We start from the raw sequence: 15,977 nt of genomic DNA, 5'->3' as shown, positions 1-15,977 counted from the left end.
TCAGGCGTTGGCCGGGGCGGCGGTGCCGGCGCCCCGTTCACGGATGACGGGACGCTCGTGCTCAGCGTCGGCGCTCTCGCGCTCGTCGTGCTGGCCGACAATCTGCCAGCCACCGTCCTTGATCATCGCCAGATCCTCGGCCGCGGCCTGCCCCTGGGAGGTGAGGTAGTCGCCGAGGAAGAGGCTGTTGGCGATGTGCAACGCGAGCGGCTGCAGGGTGCGTAGGTGCATCTCGCGGCCGCCGGCCATCCGGACCTCGCGGTCGGGGCAGGCAAAGCGCGCGAGCGCGAGGATGCGCAGCGCGCGTTGCGGGGTGAGGTTCCAGTCCTGGCCGAGTGGGGTGCCCTCGAAGGGCATGAGGAAGTTGACCGGGATCGAGTCGGAATCGATGGCGCGCAACGCGAAAACCGCCTCGACTAGCTCCTCGTCGCTCTCGCCCATCCCGGCGATCAGCCCGGAGCAGGCCGACATCCCCGAGCCCTTGGCGTGCTCGATGGTCTCCAGCCGATCGGCATACGTGTGGGTCGAGCAGATCTCGGCGTAGTTGGACTCGCTGGTGTTGATGTTGTGGTTATAGGCGTCGACACCGGCCTCGCGCAGCGCCTCGGCCTGGCCGTCCTTGAGCAAGCCCAGGCAGGCGCACACCTCGACGCCGGGGTGGCTGGACTTGATGTCCTCGACGATCCCGCTCACGCGCTCGATGTCGCGGTTGCTTGGCCCGCGGCCACTGGCGACGAGGCACACCCGGGAGGCGCCGCCGGAGATGCCGTGGCCGGCCTGCTCGACGGCATCGTCGGATTTCAGCCAGCTGTACTTGAGAATCGGGGCCTCGGAGCCAAGCCGTTGCGAACAGTAGGAGCAGTCCTCCGGGCACAGACCGGACTTGAGGTTGACCAGGTAGTTGACCTTGACGAGGTTGCCGAAGTGGGCTCGCCGCAGCCGGGCGGCGGCCGCGACCAGGTCGAGGAGGTCGGCGTCGGTGGATCGCAGGATGTCGAGGCCTTGGGCGACGCTCAGCGTGCCTCCGGCCAGCTGCTGGTCGGCGAGGGCGGCGAAGTCGATCACCGGGCCACCCTAGCCGCTACCCCACGCCCGGTCGCGTCGTGTCCACCGGGCCAGCCTCAGTGCAGCACGAGCAGGGAGGCCTCGCGCGAGGAGGTGGCCCGCTCGACCGCGGCCTTGTGGGCCTCCAGGGCGTCGCCCTGGGTGCGCCACCACTGCTGCCCCTTCTTGGGCAGGGTGTAGAGCGGGTCGTAGTAGACGTATTCGCGCGAGAGTGCCTCGACGTCGTCGCCCTCGATCGAGGTGCGGTAGTTCTTGCGCCAGAACGACATGCCGCGCTCGGTGTCGTAGTCCTCGACCTGGTGGACCCAGCGCTTGCCGACGAACGGCACGTCACACACGATCCGCGGGGTCGCGAAGCCGGGCAGGTAGCCCATGATCGCGTGCTGCAGCTCCTGGGCCTCCTTCAGCGACATCCGCCAGTGCTCGCTGAACGGGATCATGTCGCACATGTAGAAGTAGTAGGGCGTGATCATCGCCTCGTCGAGCAGCGCGAACGACAGGTCGAGCAGCGCCTCGGGGGAGTCGTTGACCCCGCGCATCAGCACGCCCTGGTTGCGGACGTCGCGCACGCCGGCGGCGAGCATCGCCTTGGCCGCCTCGGCCACCAGCGGCGTCACCGAGGCCGCGTTGTTGACATGGGTATGAATGGCCAGCGAGACCCCGTGCGCGCACGCCTTGGCCGCGACCCGCCCCACGCCATCGACGACGTCCTCCTGGAGCCAGTGCTGCGGCAACCCCATCAGGGCCTTGGTCGCCAGCCGGATGTCGCGGATGTTCTCGATCTGCAGCAGCTTGTCGAGGAAGGCTTCGAGGTTCTTCCACGGCATGTTCGCCACATCACCGCCGGAGACCACGACATCGCGCACGCTCGGGGTGGATTGCAGGTAGCCGAGCATCGCCGAGTAGCGGTCGACCGGCTTGCCCGCCAGCTTGAGCTTGGCGACCTGGGGGGTGGAGTTGCCCACCAGGTCCATCCGGGTGCAGTGGCCGCAATACTGCGGGCAGGTCGGCAACATCTCGGCGAGGACCTTGGTGGGATAGCGGTGGGTCAGCCCCTCGACGGCCCACATGTCGTGCTCGTGCAGGCTGTCGCGGGTCGCGAACGGGTGGCTCGGCCAGTCGGTCCGGCGGTCGGAGAAGACCGGCAGCATGTAGCGGCGCACCGGGTCGGCGAGGAAGGCGGCGGTAAAATCGGCTCCGGCGCAAGGCATCTCGCCCTCGGTCGCCGGCACCATCGTGTTGAGCATCTGCGGCGGAACGAGCATCGACATGGTCGCGCGATCGGCCTGATCGCGCTCCAGGTCGGCATAGAAGTCGTCGGTGAGCAGATCGCCCATGAGTTCGCGCAGCTGCTTGACGTTCTTGACGCAGTGGGCGCGTTGCCACTGCGCGCTGGCCCACTCTTGCTCGGTGACGCCGCGCCACCCGGGCAGTCGCGTCCAATCCGGCTCCACCAGCGCGCGGCGGCGGTAGGCGTAGGGCTGCTCGACGTGCGTACTCATGCGTGACAGGATAGAGGAGACTATCCCGTTTGCGCGACATATCAACGCAAGAACTACGGTTATAGGTCGCAGAACAAGGAGAATATTTCGTGTCGAGTCCTTCCGCGGCAACATCCCCCGTCGGCCTGCACCGGGTCCTGGAGCCGGCCGGCCAGGCCCTTCCGCAAGCGGCGCGCCGCCTCGATGCGCGCCGCGAGATTTGGCCCGACGAGGTGCGGATCGACGTCGAGACCCTTAACCTCGACGCCGCCTCCTATCGCCAGCTCGCCGAGAGCCACCGCGACCCGGCGGGGGACCTCGATGCCAGCGCGCTGAAGGCGACCGTGCTGGACATCGTCGCCACGCGCGGCAAGATGCAAAACCCGGTCACCGGATCGGGCGGGATGCTGATCGGGCGGGTCGCCGAGGTGGGTCCGGAATCGACGCTGGGCCTGGCCGTCGGTGACCACGTCGCCACCCTGGTGTCGCTGTCGCTCACCCCGCTCGTCATCACCGACGGCCTGGCCCGCTGGGACGGCCGCGGCGAGCGCATCCCCACGGCCGGCCACGCGATCCTCTTCGGCCGCTCGATTGCCGCGCGGCTGCCGGACGACCTCGATCCCGAGCTTGCGCTCATGGTCATGGATGTCTGCGGTGCGCCTGCCCTCGTGCGCCGGGTCGTCGGCTCGTATGCCGCGAGCCCCCCCACCGTGCTCGTCCTCGGTGGCGCCGGCAAGTCCGGCTCGCTCGCTCTCGCCGCGGCAGCGGATGCCGGCGCCGGCCGGCGTATCGCGGTCGTGCCCACCGACACCGAGGCGCACGCGCTGCGGGCGACCAGCCTGGCCGACGAGGTGATCATCGCCGACGCCCGCTCTCCGCTCGGCCTCTCCCAGGCGGTCGAGGCGGCCGGCGGCCCCGCGGACATCACCGTCGTCTGCGTCGACGTCCCCGGCTGCGAGCAGCCCGCGATCCTCAGCACCGCCCAGGGCGGCACGGTGATCTTCTTCTCGATGGCCACCAACTTCGCGGCGGCCGCGCTGGGAGCCGAGGGCCTGGCCGCCGACGTGACCATGCTCGTCGGCAACGGCTATGTGCCGGGGCATGCGGCATACGCGCTCGATCTGGTGCGCGCCAACCCCGGCGTCCGCGCGCTCTTCGAGGCCCGCCTGGGCGGCTGACCCCACCCGCCCAACATGGCCGGACGGTGAGGATGTGATCTCGGGCGAGGACGCGATAATCACGGCTGGCCGGACATTACCCGGCATGAGACCACGCGAACCCGGAGGCTGGAATGGATGAGGCCCCGCAGGGAAGTCCGTCCACCTCAGCATCACCGAGGCCCAGCGCGGCTCACAGGACACCGTTTCGAGAGCTTCGGCACCGCCACTGCCGACCTGGTTGAGGAGAGATTCGTCGGAGCTCAGCTGAGCTACCGGGCCGTCACGACCGATCATCCGCTCGCCGACGCTGTCCCGCGCGAGGTCCTCGACACGGCCGTCGACCCTAAGCAGCGCCCGAAGGCCAAGCCCGCCGGCTGACTCCCCAACGATCTCCCTAGGTCGCGGACGAGGCCGCCCACAGGTTGATTCCCGAGTCGACGGCGTGCTTGTTGATCGCGGCGAGTTCGGTGTCGGTGAAGTCGAGCTGCCGCACCGCCGCGAGGCTGTCCTCCAGCTGCTTGACCGATGAGGCACCGACCAGCGCCGAGGTCACCCGCGGGTCGCGCAGCACCCAGGCGATCGCCATCTGCGCGAGGGTCTGACCCCGCTTCTTGGCGATCTTGTCCAGCGCCGCAATGTGGTTCAGCGCCTCCTCGCTGAGCAATGACTGGTCGAGGCTCTTATCCTGCGCGGCCCGAGACCCCTCCGGGATGCCGTTCAGGTACTTACTGGTGAGCATCCCCTGGGCGAGCGGGCTGAACGCGATGCACCCGACCCCGGTGTCACCGAGAACGTCGAGCAAGTCCTCCTCGATCCACCGGTTGAGCATCGAATAGGACGGCTGGTGGATGAGCAGTGGGGTGCCCAGGTCACGCAGAATCCGGACCGCCTCGCTGGTCTTGGCGCCGCTGTAGGACGAGATCCCGGCATACAGTGCCCGGCCGGAGCGCACGATGTGGTCAAGGGCGCCCATCGTCTCCTCCAGCGGGGTGTCGGGGTCGAAGCGGTGGCTGTAGAAGATGTCGACATAGTCCAGGCCCATCCGCCGCAGCGACTGGTCGCAGCTGGCGAGCAGATACTTCCGGCAACCCCCGCCTTGGCCATACGGCCCGGGCCACATGTCGTAGCCGGCCTTGGAGGAGATGATCAGCTCATCGCGGTAGGGCCGGAAGTCGCGCGCCATGAGGACGCCGAAGTTGCGTTCGGCACTGCCATACGGCGGCCCGTAGTTGTTGGCCAGGTCAAAGTGCGTCACCCCGAGATCGAAGGCGCGACGCAGCGTCGCCTGCTGGCGATCAAGCGGCACGTCATCGCCGAAGTTGTGCCACATCCCAAGGCTGATCGCCGGCAGGCGCAGGCCGGAACGGCCCAGTGGGCGATAGGGCATACCGGCGTCGTAGCGATCCGCTGCAGCCTGGTATTCGTCGGCGTGGAAGGTCATTTCGCGACGTTAGCAGCGCGCCCGACCGGTCTGCTTAAACCGCCTCGACCTGCGGATAGAAGGGCTGCCACATCCGGTCATAGATCTGCTGGATCGGGTCGGTGAGGGGCTCCCGCGCCAGGCCTTCGATCGCGGCCTGCTTGGCGACCGCGACCGCGACGGTGGCCGAGACCTGGCGCAGCTGGCTGATCGTCGGCAGCAGGGGGGCGCCACGCCGGTAGGCGTTGACCATCCCGGCGAGGGCCTCGGCCGCGGCGGCGATCATCCCCTCGCTGATCCGGGTGGCCATGCAGGTCGCGACGCCAAGCCCGAGCCCGGGAAAGATCAGCGCGTTGTTGGCCTGGGCGATCGCATACCGGTCGCCGTCGAAGTCCACCGGCCCGAACGGGCTGCCGGTCGCCACCAGCGCTCGGCCCTCGGTCCAGGTCAGCAGGTCCGCCGGGGTCGCCTCGGCCCGGCTGGTCGGGTTCGAGAGCGGGAAGATGATTGGCCGGGCGCAATACGAGCCCATCTCCTCGACGACCCCACGCGTGAACGCCCCGCCGCGCGTCGAGGTGCCGATCAGGATCGTCGGTTTGGCGTTGCGGATCACGTCCGCCAGCGTGATGTGCGACTGGTCGGCAACCGCCCAGGTCGCGACCTCGCTTCGGGCGCGGGACCAGGGACGCTGGAAGGGAAGCAGGTCCGCGTGATCATCGACATACAGCCCCTGTATGCCGATCGCAAAGAACCGGGCGTAGGCCTCCTCCTCGGTCTCCGAGGCGCCGGTGCGGAGCATCGTGTCGCGAATGAGGTGGGCGATCCCGATACCGGCGCTGCCGGCCCCGAAGATGCACACCCGATGGTCGTCGAGCGGCAGACCGGTCACGTCAACGGCGGCCAGGATGGCCGCCAAGACCACCGCGGCGGTCCCTTGGATGTCGTCGTTGAAGGTGCAGATCTGGTCGCGGTATTTCGTCAGCAGCCGGTGGGCGTTGGTCGTGCCGAAGTCCTCCCAGTGGAGCATCGCATTGGGAAACAGCTCGGTGACCACGCGCACGAAAAGGTCGAGGAACACGTCATATTTCTCGCCGCGCACGCGAGCGTGCCGCTCCCCGAGGTACATCTCGTTGCTGAGCAGGCCGAGGTTGTCGGTGCCGACGTCGAGAACGACCGGGATGCAGCGGCGCGGATGGAGGCCGGCAGCCGCGGTGTAGACCGACTGCTTGCCGATTGCGATCTGGATCCCGCCGATGCCCTGGTCGCCGATCCCGAGGATGCCCTCGCTGTCGGTGACGATGACCAGGTCGACCTCGTCAGGCTCGAGGCCGAAGTTGCGGAACGACTTCTCCATCAGTTCGGGGTGGTCGATTGACAAAAAAACACCTCGGGGACGAGAGAATTCGTGGCTGAATCGCTCGATGGCTTCCCCAATCGTCGGCGTGTAGATGATCGGCAGCATCTCCTCGACGTTGCTGGTGAGCAGGCGGTGGAACAGGACCTCGTTGCGGTCGCGCAGATTGCTCAAGTGGAGGTACTTGCCGAGGTTGGTGGTCGTCCGGCGGTATTGCTGGTAGACCCGGCGGACCTGGTTCTCCAAGGTAGTGACGCCCGTCGGCACCAGGCCGTCGATGCCCAGCTCACGGCGCTCCTCGTGGGTGAAGGCCGTCCCCCGATTGGTCGTCGGGTTGGTCATCACCGCGCGGCCGCGCGCGCGGATGCGCAGCGGCCCGAATCCAGTGGTCGTGTCCTGGGTGTAGTCGCTGCTCGGCATGCTGCCACGATACGCAGTCCGCGAGTCGACGACACGAGTTCGGCGTGGCCGCCCAGAGTTAACCTCGCGTTTACCTGCACGCCGCCTGCCACCGTTGGCGCGATGGGATGAACAGGGGTTGGATGGGGGGCATGGGAACACCATCGGGAACGACCTACACCGACGCGGACCTTGACCTCGACCTGAGGTGGTGGGCGGCCGCCAACTATCTGACCGTCGGCCAGATCTATCTCCAAGAGAACGTCCTGGTCCGCGAACCCCTCGCCAACGACCACATCAAGCCACGGCTGCTCGGCCACTGGGGGACCAGCCCGGGTCTGTCGATGATTTATGCCCTGCTGAACCGGATCATCAAGCAGACCGACTCCGATTGGCTCTATGTCACCGGCCCCGGCCATGGCGGACCCAGCCTCGTCGCCGCTGCCTGGCTCGAAGGCACCTACTCCGAGGTCTATCCGCGCGTCGGTGACGACGCGGCCGGGATCCGCCGGCTGTGTCGTCAATTCTCTTCTCCCGGTGGCATTCCCAGCCATGTCAGCGTCCAGACTCCGGGTTCGATCCATGAGGGCGGCGAACTCGGCTACGCGCTCATTCACGCCGGTGGGGCGGCCATGGACCACCCCGACCTGTTCGTCGCCTGCGTGGTCGGCGACGGGGAGGCCGAGACCGGCCCGATGTCCGGCTCGTGGCGGCTGCCCTATTTCCTCAACCCCCGCCGCGACGGCGCGGTCATCCCGATCGTCCATCTCAACGGCTACAAGATCGCCGGCCCGACCGTCTTCGGCCGAACCAGCGACGAGGACGTCGCCAACTACCTGACCGCGCAGGGCTGGGACCCGGTCTTCGTCGAGGGCGACGACCCGCGCCAGGTCTTCACCGAGCTGTATGCCGCCTTGACCAAGGCCCAGCAGGACATCCTCGCGATGCGGGCCGAGGCGCGCAGCGACGAGGCACTCGGGGGCGCCAGCCCGCACCAGCGCTACACCTGGCCGGCGATCGTGCTCCGCACGCCCAAGGGCTGGACCGGACCGCACGAGGTCGACGGCGTCCAGGTCGAGGGCACCAACCTCAGCCACCAGGTCCCGCTGTCCGGGGTCATCGACAACCCCGAGCACCTGAAGATCCTTCAGGGCTGGCTGAAGTCCTACAAGCCCGAGGAACTCTTCGACGAGGCCGGCCGCCTCGTTCCGGAGCTGAAGGCGCTGAATCCGGTGGGGGAGAAGCGGATGTCGGCCACGGCATACGCCAATGGGGGCAAGCTGCGGCGCGATCTGCCGATCCCTGAGCTGCCCGACTATGAGGTCGACATCGCCGACAACCGCGGCGCCGTGTGGTTCGAGAACACCAAGTCCTCGGGCGCGCTCATGCGCGACATCTATGCCGCCGACCGGCGTCCCGACGGCGGCGGCACCTTCCGGCTGTTCTGCCCGGACGAGACCGCCTCGAACCGGCTGCAGGACGTCTTCGAGGTCACCGATCGCTGTTTCATGGCGCCCTCGGCCCCGACCGACAAGCAGATCGGCCCGGACGGGCGCGTGATGGAAGTGCTCTCCGAGCACCTGTGCCAGGGCTGGCTCGAGGGCTATCTGCTCAGCGGGCGGCACGGGCTGTTCGCGACCTACGAAGCGTTCGCGATGGTCTCGGCGTCGATGGCCATCCAACACGTCAAGTGGATGCAGCACCAGCAGACGCTGCGTTGGCGCGAGGCGGTCAGTTCGCTGAACATCCTGCTGACCTCGACGTGCTGGCGCAACGACCACAACGGCTTTAGCCACCAGGGCCCCGGCCTGATCGACTGCCTCATCCCGCTGGCGCCGGACGTGGTCCGGGTGTGGCTGCCGCCGGACGCCAACACGACGTTGTCGATCATGGACCACTGCCTCAAGTCCAAGGACCACGTCAACCTGATCGTCGTCGACAAGCAGAAGCACCTGCAGTTCCTCACCCTGGAAGAGGCGCACGATCACTGCGCCGCCGGGGCCGGGACCTGGGATTGGGCCTCCAACCTCGACGAATCGGGAGAGCCCGACATCGTCATCGCCTGCGCGGGCGATGTCCCCACGCAGGAGGCGCTGGCCGCGGCCGAGCTGATGCGGCACTTCACGCCGGATCTGCGCGTGAAATTCGTCAACGTCGTCGACATCATGGCGCTGCTGCCCGAGAACGACCATCCGCACGGGTTCACCGACACCCAGTTCGATGACCTGTTCACCAAGGACAAGCACGTGGTCTTCGCCTTCCACGGCTACCCGCGGGCCATCCACCAGCTCGTCCACGGCCGGACCAACCCGGGCCGCTTCCACGTGCGCGGGTTCAACGAACAGGGCACGACGACAACGCCATTCGACATGGTGGTGCTCAACCGGATGAGCCGATTCCACCTGGCCAAGGAAGCCCTGCGACGCTCCGCGCGGCGTACGGCCGGCTGGAACGAACTGGTCCGCTACTGCGACCAGCGTCTCGCCGAGCACGAGGTCTACATCACCGAGCACCTCGCCGACATGCCCGACATCGCGAACTGGACCTGGGGCGCCGGCGCCAATATCTAGGGCCCAACCCGCTCGCGGCGCCGGGATCCGTCTCGGCGCCGCGCGGCGGGCCGTCAAACGATCAATCGGCTCCCTGCGGGCGGGTTTGCACGGTCAAACCCAGCCGTGGCCGGCCCATTGATCGTTTGACTGTCCGGTCCAGTTATCCACAGGCCGGGTCGGCTCCGGCTGCGCGACGACGCAGGTGGGAGCAGGCTCGGAGCATGTCGGTTTGCGCCACGCTCACCCGCCTGGGCGGCGTCTGCTCGTATGCCGAGCTGCGCGCGGAACACTCCCGGCGTGCGATTCGTGCCGCCGTGGCAAGCGGCAGCATCGTCAGGCTCGCGCGGGGACGGTACGCGCTTGCCGCGGTCGAGGAGCACCGGGGGCTGGCTCACGAACACTCGGCTGTCCGGTCGCATCTGAGCGCTGCGCAGGCGCACGGGTGGAAGGTTAAGGACCCACCCGAGGGGGCCTGGCTCACGGTGCCACGCGGCCGCAAGATGCCCGCCGACATGGCCGGCATTGGGAGGTTCTCGTGGGCGGAACTGACTCCCGCGGAGCGCCGCTCGGGGACAACTGCCCCGCTTCGGACGGTGCTGGACTGTGCCCGCGCGCTTCCCTTCGACGCCGCCCTCGCGGTGGCGGACCAGGCCCTGCGCACGGGGGATGTGGGCCCAAAACAGCTGCGTCAGGCTGCCGAGCGCGCACGTGGCCCCGGCAGCGCCGCGGTGCGACGGGTTGCGAGGCACGCGGATGGCCGCGCCGCCAACCCGTTTGATTCGGTGTTGCGCGCCATTGTGTCCGAGATACCTGGTCTGCGGTTGGAGCTGCAGGCCGAGATTGCCGAGCCCGGGTTGTTCGCCGTCGTGGATCTGGCCGACCGCGGGCGCGATCTGGTGTTGGAGGCGGAAGGATTCGAACATCACGGGACCAAGGGCGGGTTTGTGCGCGACCGACGCCGCTACACCGAGTTGACGATTCACGGCTGGCGGATGCTGCCGTTCGTGTGGATCGACGTGATGCGCCATCCCGAGTGGGTGCGGTGGTGCGTGGAGGCTCTCCTTGCACACGATGCCGGTCGGCCCACGCCTCCACTTCCGGCGAACCTCCCCTCGGTGCGCGACGTCGGTTGAGTTGCGCCCACGCCGTCGCGCGGTGCCGGTCACCGGCGGACACTCAAACGATCAATGCGCGGCTGGGCCGGGGATTTGATCGTGCAAATCACGCTGATCCGGGCCTATTGATCGTTTGAGTGTCCGCGTGCTCGGCGAGCCGCGCGAGAAGGAAGTTGCGGACGATGCTCGCCCCAACCAAACATGCTCCTGTTGTATGTGCAGTAGACCGGAGAATCTTGCGCATAGGGTAGAGTTGACCGGTGGTCTTGCGGCAACTCGAACTCGATCCCGGTCAGGTGAAACAGGCGCGGGCGCTGGCGCGCCGAGCGGGGCGGCCGGTCGTCGGCCTGGCCAAGCGGCATACGACCGTGTCGGTGGAACGAGCCACCCTGCGACTGGCCGGCCTCAGCGGCGCCGATCATGAGAACATCCCCTGGGTCAACCACCTCGTCGACGCGGTGCGCACCCAGGTCGGGCTCGAGCACGGCGTGACCACACCCGTGTGGGATGCCTTGCGCCGCGGCGAGGCGCCCGACCTGCTGACGCTGGCCCAAAGAGCCTCAGGGGGAGCGGTCATGTTCGACATCCCCGAGGGTGCCAAAGCCCGTGCCGCACAACGCAAGGCGCGGACGGCCGTGGCTCGCGGCATACGGGCAATTGACAAACAGCGCACGCAGCGGGACAAACTCATTGCCCGCCACGGAGATCCGAAGCAGAAGCCGTGGATCTATCTTATTGTCGCCACCGGCGATATCTATGAGGACATCCCGCAGGCACAGGCCGCGGCCCGGGAGGGGGCCGACGTCATCGCCGTGATCCGCAGCACCGGGCAGAGCCTGCTCGATTACGTCCCCGAAGGCGCGACGCGGGAGGGCTTCGCCGGAACCTATGCGACGCAAGAGAATTTCCGGCTCATGCGGGCCGCGCTCGATCAGACGAGCAAGGAACTTGGCCGCTACATCCGGCTGACCAACTACGCCTCGGGCCTGTGTATGCCGGAGATCGCCACCCTCGCCGGCCTCGAGCGGCTCGACATGATGCTCAACGATTCCATGTACGGCATCCTCTTCCGCGACATCAACCCGATCAGAACCTTTGTCGACCAGCGCTTTTCACGGCAGATCCACGCCCGTGCGGGCATCATCATCAACACCGGTGAGGACAACTACCTCACGACCGCGGATGCCGTCGAGGCCGCCCACACGGTGACGGTCAGCCAGTTGCTCAACGAATACTTCGCCAAGGAGGCCGGCCTGCAGGACTGGCAGCTCGGCCTGGGGCACGCCTTCGAGATCGACCCGAGCATCCCGGACAGCTTCCGGCTCGAGTTGGCCCACGCCCTCTTGGCGCGCACGCTCTTTCCCAAGGCCCCGTTGAAGTGGATGCCGCCAACCAAGCACATGACCGGTGACATCTTCCGCGGCTACTTGCTCGACGGCTTCTTCAACCTCGCCGGCGCGATGACCGGCCAAGGCATTCTCCTCGTCGGCATGATGACCGAAGCCGTTGTGACACCGTGGATTTCCGACCGAGACCTCGCCCTGCAGAATGTGCGCTATGTGCTCGAAGCAGCCGGCGGGCTGACCGAGGACTTCCACCCGCCACGCGACGGGGTGATCCAAATCCGCGCCCGGCAGGTCCTGGGCGAAGGCATCGACCTGCTCGATGACATCGTCAGCGACAGCGACACCGCCGGCGACCCGCCGCTGCTCGCGGCGATCGCCGACGGGACGTTCGGAGCGATGAAGCGACCCCCGACCAAGGGCAAAGGGCTGGAGGGCGTGGTGCGCAAGGCCGCGGCATACGACAATCCGGCGATCACCCTCCTGGAGAGCGGGGCCGACCGATGAGCGCCCGCCGCACCGACGCGCACGAGGCCCGCCGCCGGCGGGAGAACGCGCTCCCCGGTGAACTCAGCCTGCAGGAGCCCGGCCCGATCGTTCGTCCGTATGGCGACACGACCGGCGACGGGATGGTCCAGGTCTCCTTCACCCTCCCGCTGCCGCACGACAAGCGCTCCGAAGGTGCCGCGGTCAAGCTCGCCATGCAGATGGGCATCGAACCGGCATTGCTGGTGCACGCCAAGGCGATCGGGAAGCACTTCACCTTCTTCGTCGTCTACGGACCGGTCAAGCACCTCGTCGACATCCGCGAATTCCAGCTCGTGGAGCGGGAATACGAGCTGCTGTCCTCCAAGGAGGTCAACGCGGCCATCAAGAAGCACCTGCGTCGTGAACTCGTCGTCGTCGGCGCCTGCATCGGCACCGACGCGCACACGGTCGGCATCGACGCGATCCTCAACATCAAGGGTTTCGCCGGGGAGAAGGGCCTGGAGTATTACCGCGAACTGGACGTCCACAATCTCGGCGCCCAGGTCGCCATCCCCGACTTGGTCAACGCGGCCGTCGACCTCAACGCCGACGCCGTCCTCGTCTCCCAGGTCGTCACCCAAAAGGATGCCCACATCCACAACACCAAGGCAATGAGCGCCGCCTTCCGCGAGGCCTTCCCGGCCGGGAAGGTGCCGCACCTGATCGTCGGCGGCCCGCGCTTCGAGGAGGGCTCGGCGGCCGCGCTCGGTGTCGACCGGATCTTTGGGCGCGGAACGACCCCCGGCGAGGTCGCCTCCTATCTCGTGCACGCGCTCGTTCAGCCCACAGCGAAGGGAAAACGCTCATGACGACGGCAACGGTTGGCCTGGAGGTTGTTCACCGGCGCTACGTGCCCTACTCGCACGCGCACTACGCCGGCAATCTGGTCGACGGTGCCTATTCGCTGGCCGCGTTCGGCGACGTCGCCACCGAGATGTGCATCCGCACCGATGGTGACGAGGGGCTGTTCGCGTCCTACTCCGACGTCCAGTTCCGGGCCCCGGTCCGAGCGGGTGACTGCATCGAGATCAGCGCCCGGCTCGTGCGCGTCGGTTCGCGCAGCCGGGAGATGGACTTCGAGGTGCGGGTCGTCGCCCGCGGCAACCCCGCCCGCGGCGAGTCCGCCGCCGATGTGCTCGACCCGCCGATCCTCGCCACCACGGCGCGCGGCGTTGTCGTCGTGCCACCGCGCTGACCCGCCATTCGGCCGCTGCGAGGGGCATACCATCGCGTCATGGCGGACTTCGCGGATCGTCTCTACCAGCAGTTCGATCCGCTGCGTCCGTTGGAACCTCAGGAGACCGCACTCTATGGGCCTGTGACGAAATAGCGTCGTTTTCGTGGGTTGTGGCGGCGACGGTTGTGGTACGTCCGCGGAGACGGTGTCGGAGTTGTTGGGTCGTCGGTATGCCGTGCTGGCGCCGCTCTGTCGGCGTTCCAGCGCCGGTTGTGGTTGGGGGTCGAGGCGGGCGAGTTCGGCGCTGAGGGGGTCGGCGAGTTCCTTCTTCCACAACCGGTTGCGGTAGCCGTTAAAGCCGCCGCCGTCGGCGCAGATCAACAGCCGGGTGGCGCCCGGGTGAAGCGGCGGACCCGATCCGCTGCCACCAGGTGTCGATGGTGTGCACCGCCAAGGCGGCGGTGTCGTGATCGGTCCCGACGCTGACCCAGCCGCAGTTGTGGGCCACGTCGTAGACGCCGTAGGGGGTGACCTTGCCCAGGTGGTTGTCGGGGAAGTCGTGGACGGTGACCCGCTCGGGCTGGCCCTTCGGGTGCCATTCTCGGCCGCCGTTCTTGAACTCGCCGACCAGTTCCTTCTTCTTGGTGTCCACGCTGATCACCGGGTTCCCGCCGCCGATGTGGTCGCTGGCCTGGGCGGCCAGGTAGTGGAACTGGGCGTCCCGGTCCGGATCGACTTGCTCGTCCACCGCAACGCCGTCATCGGGTCCCCACGGGTGACCGGCTCGATCAACGCATCGAAATCCGTGGTCAGCGTCGGATCACTCGTCGACGTCCTGCACCAAGTCGCCGGGGACGGGGCAAAGGGGCTCTTCCCAAACGAGAGTGTGGGGGGTGGCGCGTCGCTGCCGGGTTGAGGGTCGAGGTCTTCCGATGATGGAAGCTCTGACACTTCCCATCTGGAAGACCTCGACATGGCTGACGTTACCTTCACCTGCCCCGACCTGGACACCTTCACCGGTGTTGATGATCTCGGTCTGGTCATCACGGGGCAGCGGCTTGAGACCGGTCGTGCGGTGCTGGCCTGCCGGGTCCTCGAGCCCGATCCGTGGTGTCGGCGCTGCGGGAGCGAAGGCCGGGTGCGGGACACGGTGGTGCGCCGGCTGGCGCATGTCCCGTTCGGGTGGCGGCCAACAGTTTTGGAGATCACGGTCCGCCGCTACCGCTGCGGGGCGTGTGGGAAGGTGTGGCGCCAGGACACCAGCCGAGCAGCCGAGCCGCGCGCGAAGCTGTCCCGGGCCGCGCTGGCCTGGGCGTTGGAGGCGTTGGTCCTCTACCACCTGACGGTCGCCCGGGTCGCCGAGGCGTTGGCGGTGGCCTGGGACACCGCGAACGACGCGGTTCTGGCTGAAGGACGCCGGGTGTTGATCGATGACCCGGACCGGTTCAATGGTGTGGCCGTTGTGGGCGTGGACGAGCACTGTTGGCGGCACACCCGCAAGGGCGAGAAGTACGTCACCGTGATCATCGATCTGACGCCGGTGCGGGACAAGACGGGCCCGGCCCGGCTGCTGGATATGGTCGAGGGCCGCTCCTCAGCGGTGTTCGCGACCTGGCTCGCGGAGCGGGACCCGGCCTGGCGGGAGAGGATCGAGGTCGTCGCGATGGATGGCTTCACCGGGTACAAATCCGCGGCCGCCCAAGAACTCCCGTCCGCCACCGCGGTGATGGATCCGTTTCACGTGGTCCGCTTGGGCGGCGACGCTCTCGATCAGACACGCCGCCGGGTCCAGCAGGCCACGACCGGCCACCGCGGCCGCAAAGGCGATCCGCTGTATGCCGCGCGGCGGACCCTGCACACCGGCGCCGATCTGCTCACCGACCGCCAACGCGCCCGCATCGAGGCGTTGTTTGCCGTTGAGGACCATGTCGAGGTCGAAGCGACCTGGGGCATCTACCAGCGAATGATCGGCGCCTACCGCGATCCCGACCGTGCCGCCGCCAAGGCCCGGATGCAGGCTGTCATCGACTCCATCAGCGCCGGCGTCCCGGCCGCGCTCACCGAGATCATCACCTTGGGCCGGACCCTGAAGAAGCGCGCCGCGGACATCCTGGCCTACTTCGACCGGCCCGGCACCTCAAACGGCCCCACCGAGGCCTTGAACGGCCGGCTCGAACACCTGCGCGGCTCCGCCCTCGGGTTCCGGAACCTGACCAACTACATTGCCCGCAGTCTGCTCGAAGCCGGCGGATTCAGACCCCAACTACACTCTCGTTTGGGATGAGCCGGCAAGGCTCGATTCGGAGGAGTTCTTCCGGCTGCTCCGCAATGGTTACATCCTCGCCTACCAGGACGACGAGCAGGACTGGTATGCCCCGCATCC

At 67.7% G+C, this 15,977-nt stretch carries 11 protein-coding genes and 1 pseudogene; 7 read left to right on the top strand and 5 right to left on the bottom strand.

Annotated elements, in window-relative coordinates:
* Window positions 1-1,065: a biotin synthase BioB gene (gene bioB / locus V9G19_RS06785; protein WP_462284714.1), complete on the bottom strand. Its 1,065-nt coding sequence runs from the start codon at window positions 1,063-1,065 to the stop codon at window positions 1-3.
* A 56-nt stretch (window positions 1,066-1,121) separates the two neighbouring features.
* Window positions 1,122-2,567 carry a KamA family radical SAM protein gene (locus tag V9G19_RS06780; RefSeq protein WP_462284713.1) on the bottom strand — a complete coding sequence of 482 codons (1,446 nt, stop codon included), beginning with the start codon at window positions 2,565-2,567 and terminating at the stop codon, window positions 1,122-1,124.
* A gap of 89 nt (window positions 2,568-2,656) precedes the next feature.
* On the opposite strand from V9G19_RS06780, the gene kdd reads away from it, so the two are divergent.
* Complete coding sequence (kdd, locus tag V9G19_RS06775; protein ID WP_462284712.1) at window positions 2,657-3,724, top strand: L-erythro-3,5-diaminohexanoate dehydrogenase; 1,068 nt, start codon at window positions 2,657-2,659, stop codon at window positions 3,722-3,724.
* A gap of 376 nt (window positions 3,725-4,100) precedes the next feature.
* Here kdd and mgrA read toward each other — a convergent pair whose 3' ends face one another.
* Both mgrA and V9G19_RS06765 read right to left on the bottom strand, forming a co-directional pair.
* Window positions 4,101-5,147 carry an L-glyceraldehyde 3-phosphate reductase gene (gene mgrA, locus V9G19_RS06770; protein ID WP_462284711.1) on the bottom strand — a complete coding sequence of 349 codons (1,047 nt, stop codon included), beginning with the start codon at window positions 5,145-5,147 and terminating at the stop codon, window positions 4,101-4,103.
* Window positions 5,148-5,181: 34 nt separating this feature from the next.
* Entirely contained in the window at window positions 5,182-6,900 is a 1,719-nt protein-coding gene (locus V9G19_RS06765) for an NAD-dependent malic enzyme (protein WP_462284710.1), read from the bottom strand.
* A gap of 131 nt (window positions 6,901-7,031) precedes the next feature.
* Between V9G19_RS06765 and V9G19_RS06760 the strand changes: the two genes are divergently transcribed.
* The 5 genes from V9G19_RS06760 (at window position 7,032) to kal (ending at window position 13,612) form a co-directional block, all read left to right on the top strand.
* Window positions 7,032-9,449, top strand: a complete 2,418-nt coding sequence (locus V9G19_RS06760; RefSeq protein WP_462284709.1) for a phosphoketolase family protein — start codon at window positions 7,032-7,034, stop codon at window positions 9,447-9,449.
* 203 nt (window positions 9,450-9,652) lie between these two features.
* The gene (locus tag V9G19_RS06755) at window positions 9,653-10,564 is read left to right on the top strand and encodes a type IV toxin-antitoxin system AbiEi family antitoxin domain-containing protein (protein ID WP_462284708.1); all 912 of its coding nucleotides are present in this window, start codon (window positions 9,653-9,655) and stop codon (window positions 10,562-10,564) included.
* Between the two features lie 242 nt (window positions 10,565-10,806).
* Window positions 10,807-12,396 (top strand): lysine 5,6-aminomutase subunit alpha, encoded by a 1,590-nt coding sequence (gene kamD / locus V9G19_RS06750; RefSeq protein WP_462284707.1) that lies wholly within the window; start codon window positions 10,807-10,809, stop codon window positions 12,394-12,396.
* Complete coding sequence (gene kamE, locus V9G19_RS06745) at window positions 12,393-13,226, top strand: lysine 5,6-aminomutase subunit beta (RefSeq protein WP_462284706.1); 834 nt, start codon at window positions 12,393-12,395, stop codon at window positions 13,224-13,226. The genes kamD and kamE overlap by 4 nt, the downstream gene beginning before the upstream one ends.
* Window positions 13,223-13,612: a 3-aminobutyryl-CoA ammonia lyase gene (gene kal / locus V9G19_RS06740; protein WP_462284705.1), complete on the top strand. Its 390-nt coding sequence runs from the start codon at window positions 13,223-13,225 to the stop codon at window positions 13,610-13,612. The genes kamE and kal overlap by 4 nt, the downstream gene beginning before the upstream one ends.
* Before the next feature lie 300 nt (window positions 13,613-13,912).
* Here kal and V9G19_RS06735 read toward each other — a convergent pair.
* Window positions 13,913-14,416, bottom strand: a pseudogene (locus V9G19_RS06735) (ISAzo13 family transposase); the annotation flags it as partial.
* Window positions 14,417-14,567: 151 nt separating this feature from the next.
* On the opposite strand from V9G19_RS06735, the gene V9G19_RS06730 reads away from it, so the two are divergent.
* Window positions 14,568-15,878: an ISL3 family transposase gene (locus V9G19_RS06730; RefSeq protein WP_462283955.1), complete on the top strand. Its 1,311-nt coding sequence runs from the start codon at window positions 14,568-14,570 to the stop codon at window positions 15,876-15,878.
* The last annotated feature ends 99 nt before the right edge of the window (window positions 15,879-15,977 follow it).

It is taken from the genome of Nostocoides sp., from assembly GCF_037045025.1.
Classification (GTDB): domain Bacteria; phylum Actinomycetota; class Actinomycetes; order Actinomycetales; family Dermatophilaceae; genus Nostocoides_A.
This window is presented reverse-complemented; position numbering and strand designations above follow the sequence as displayed.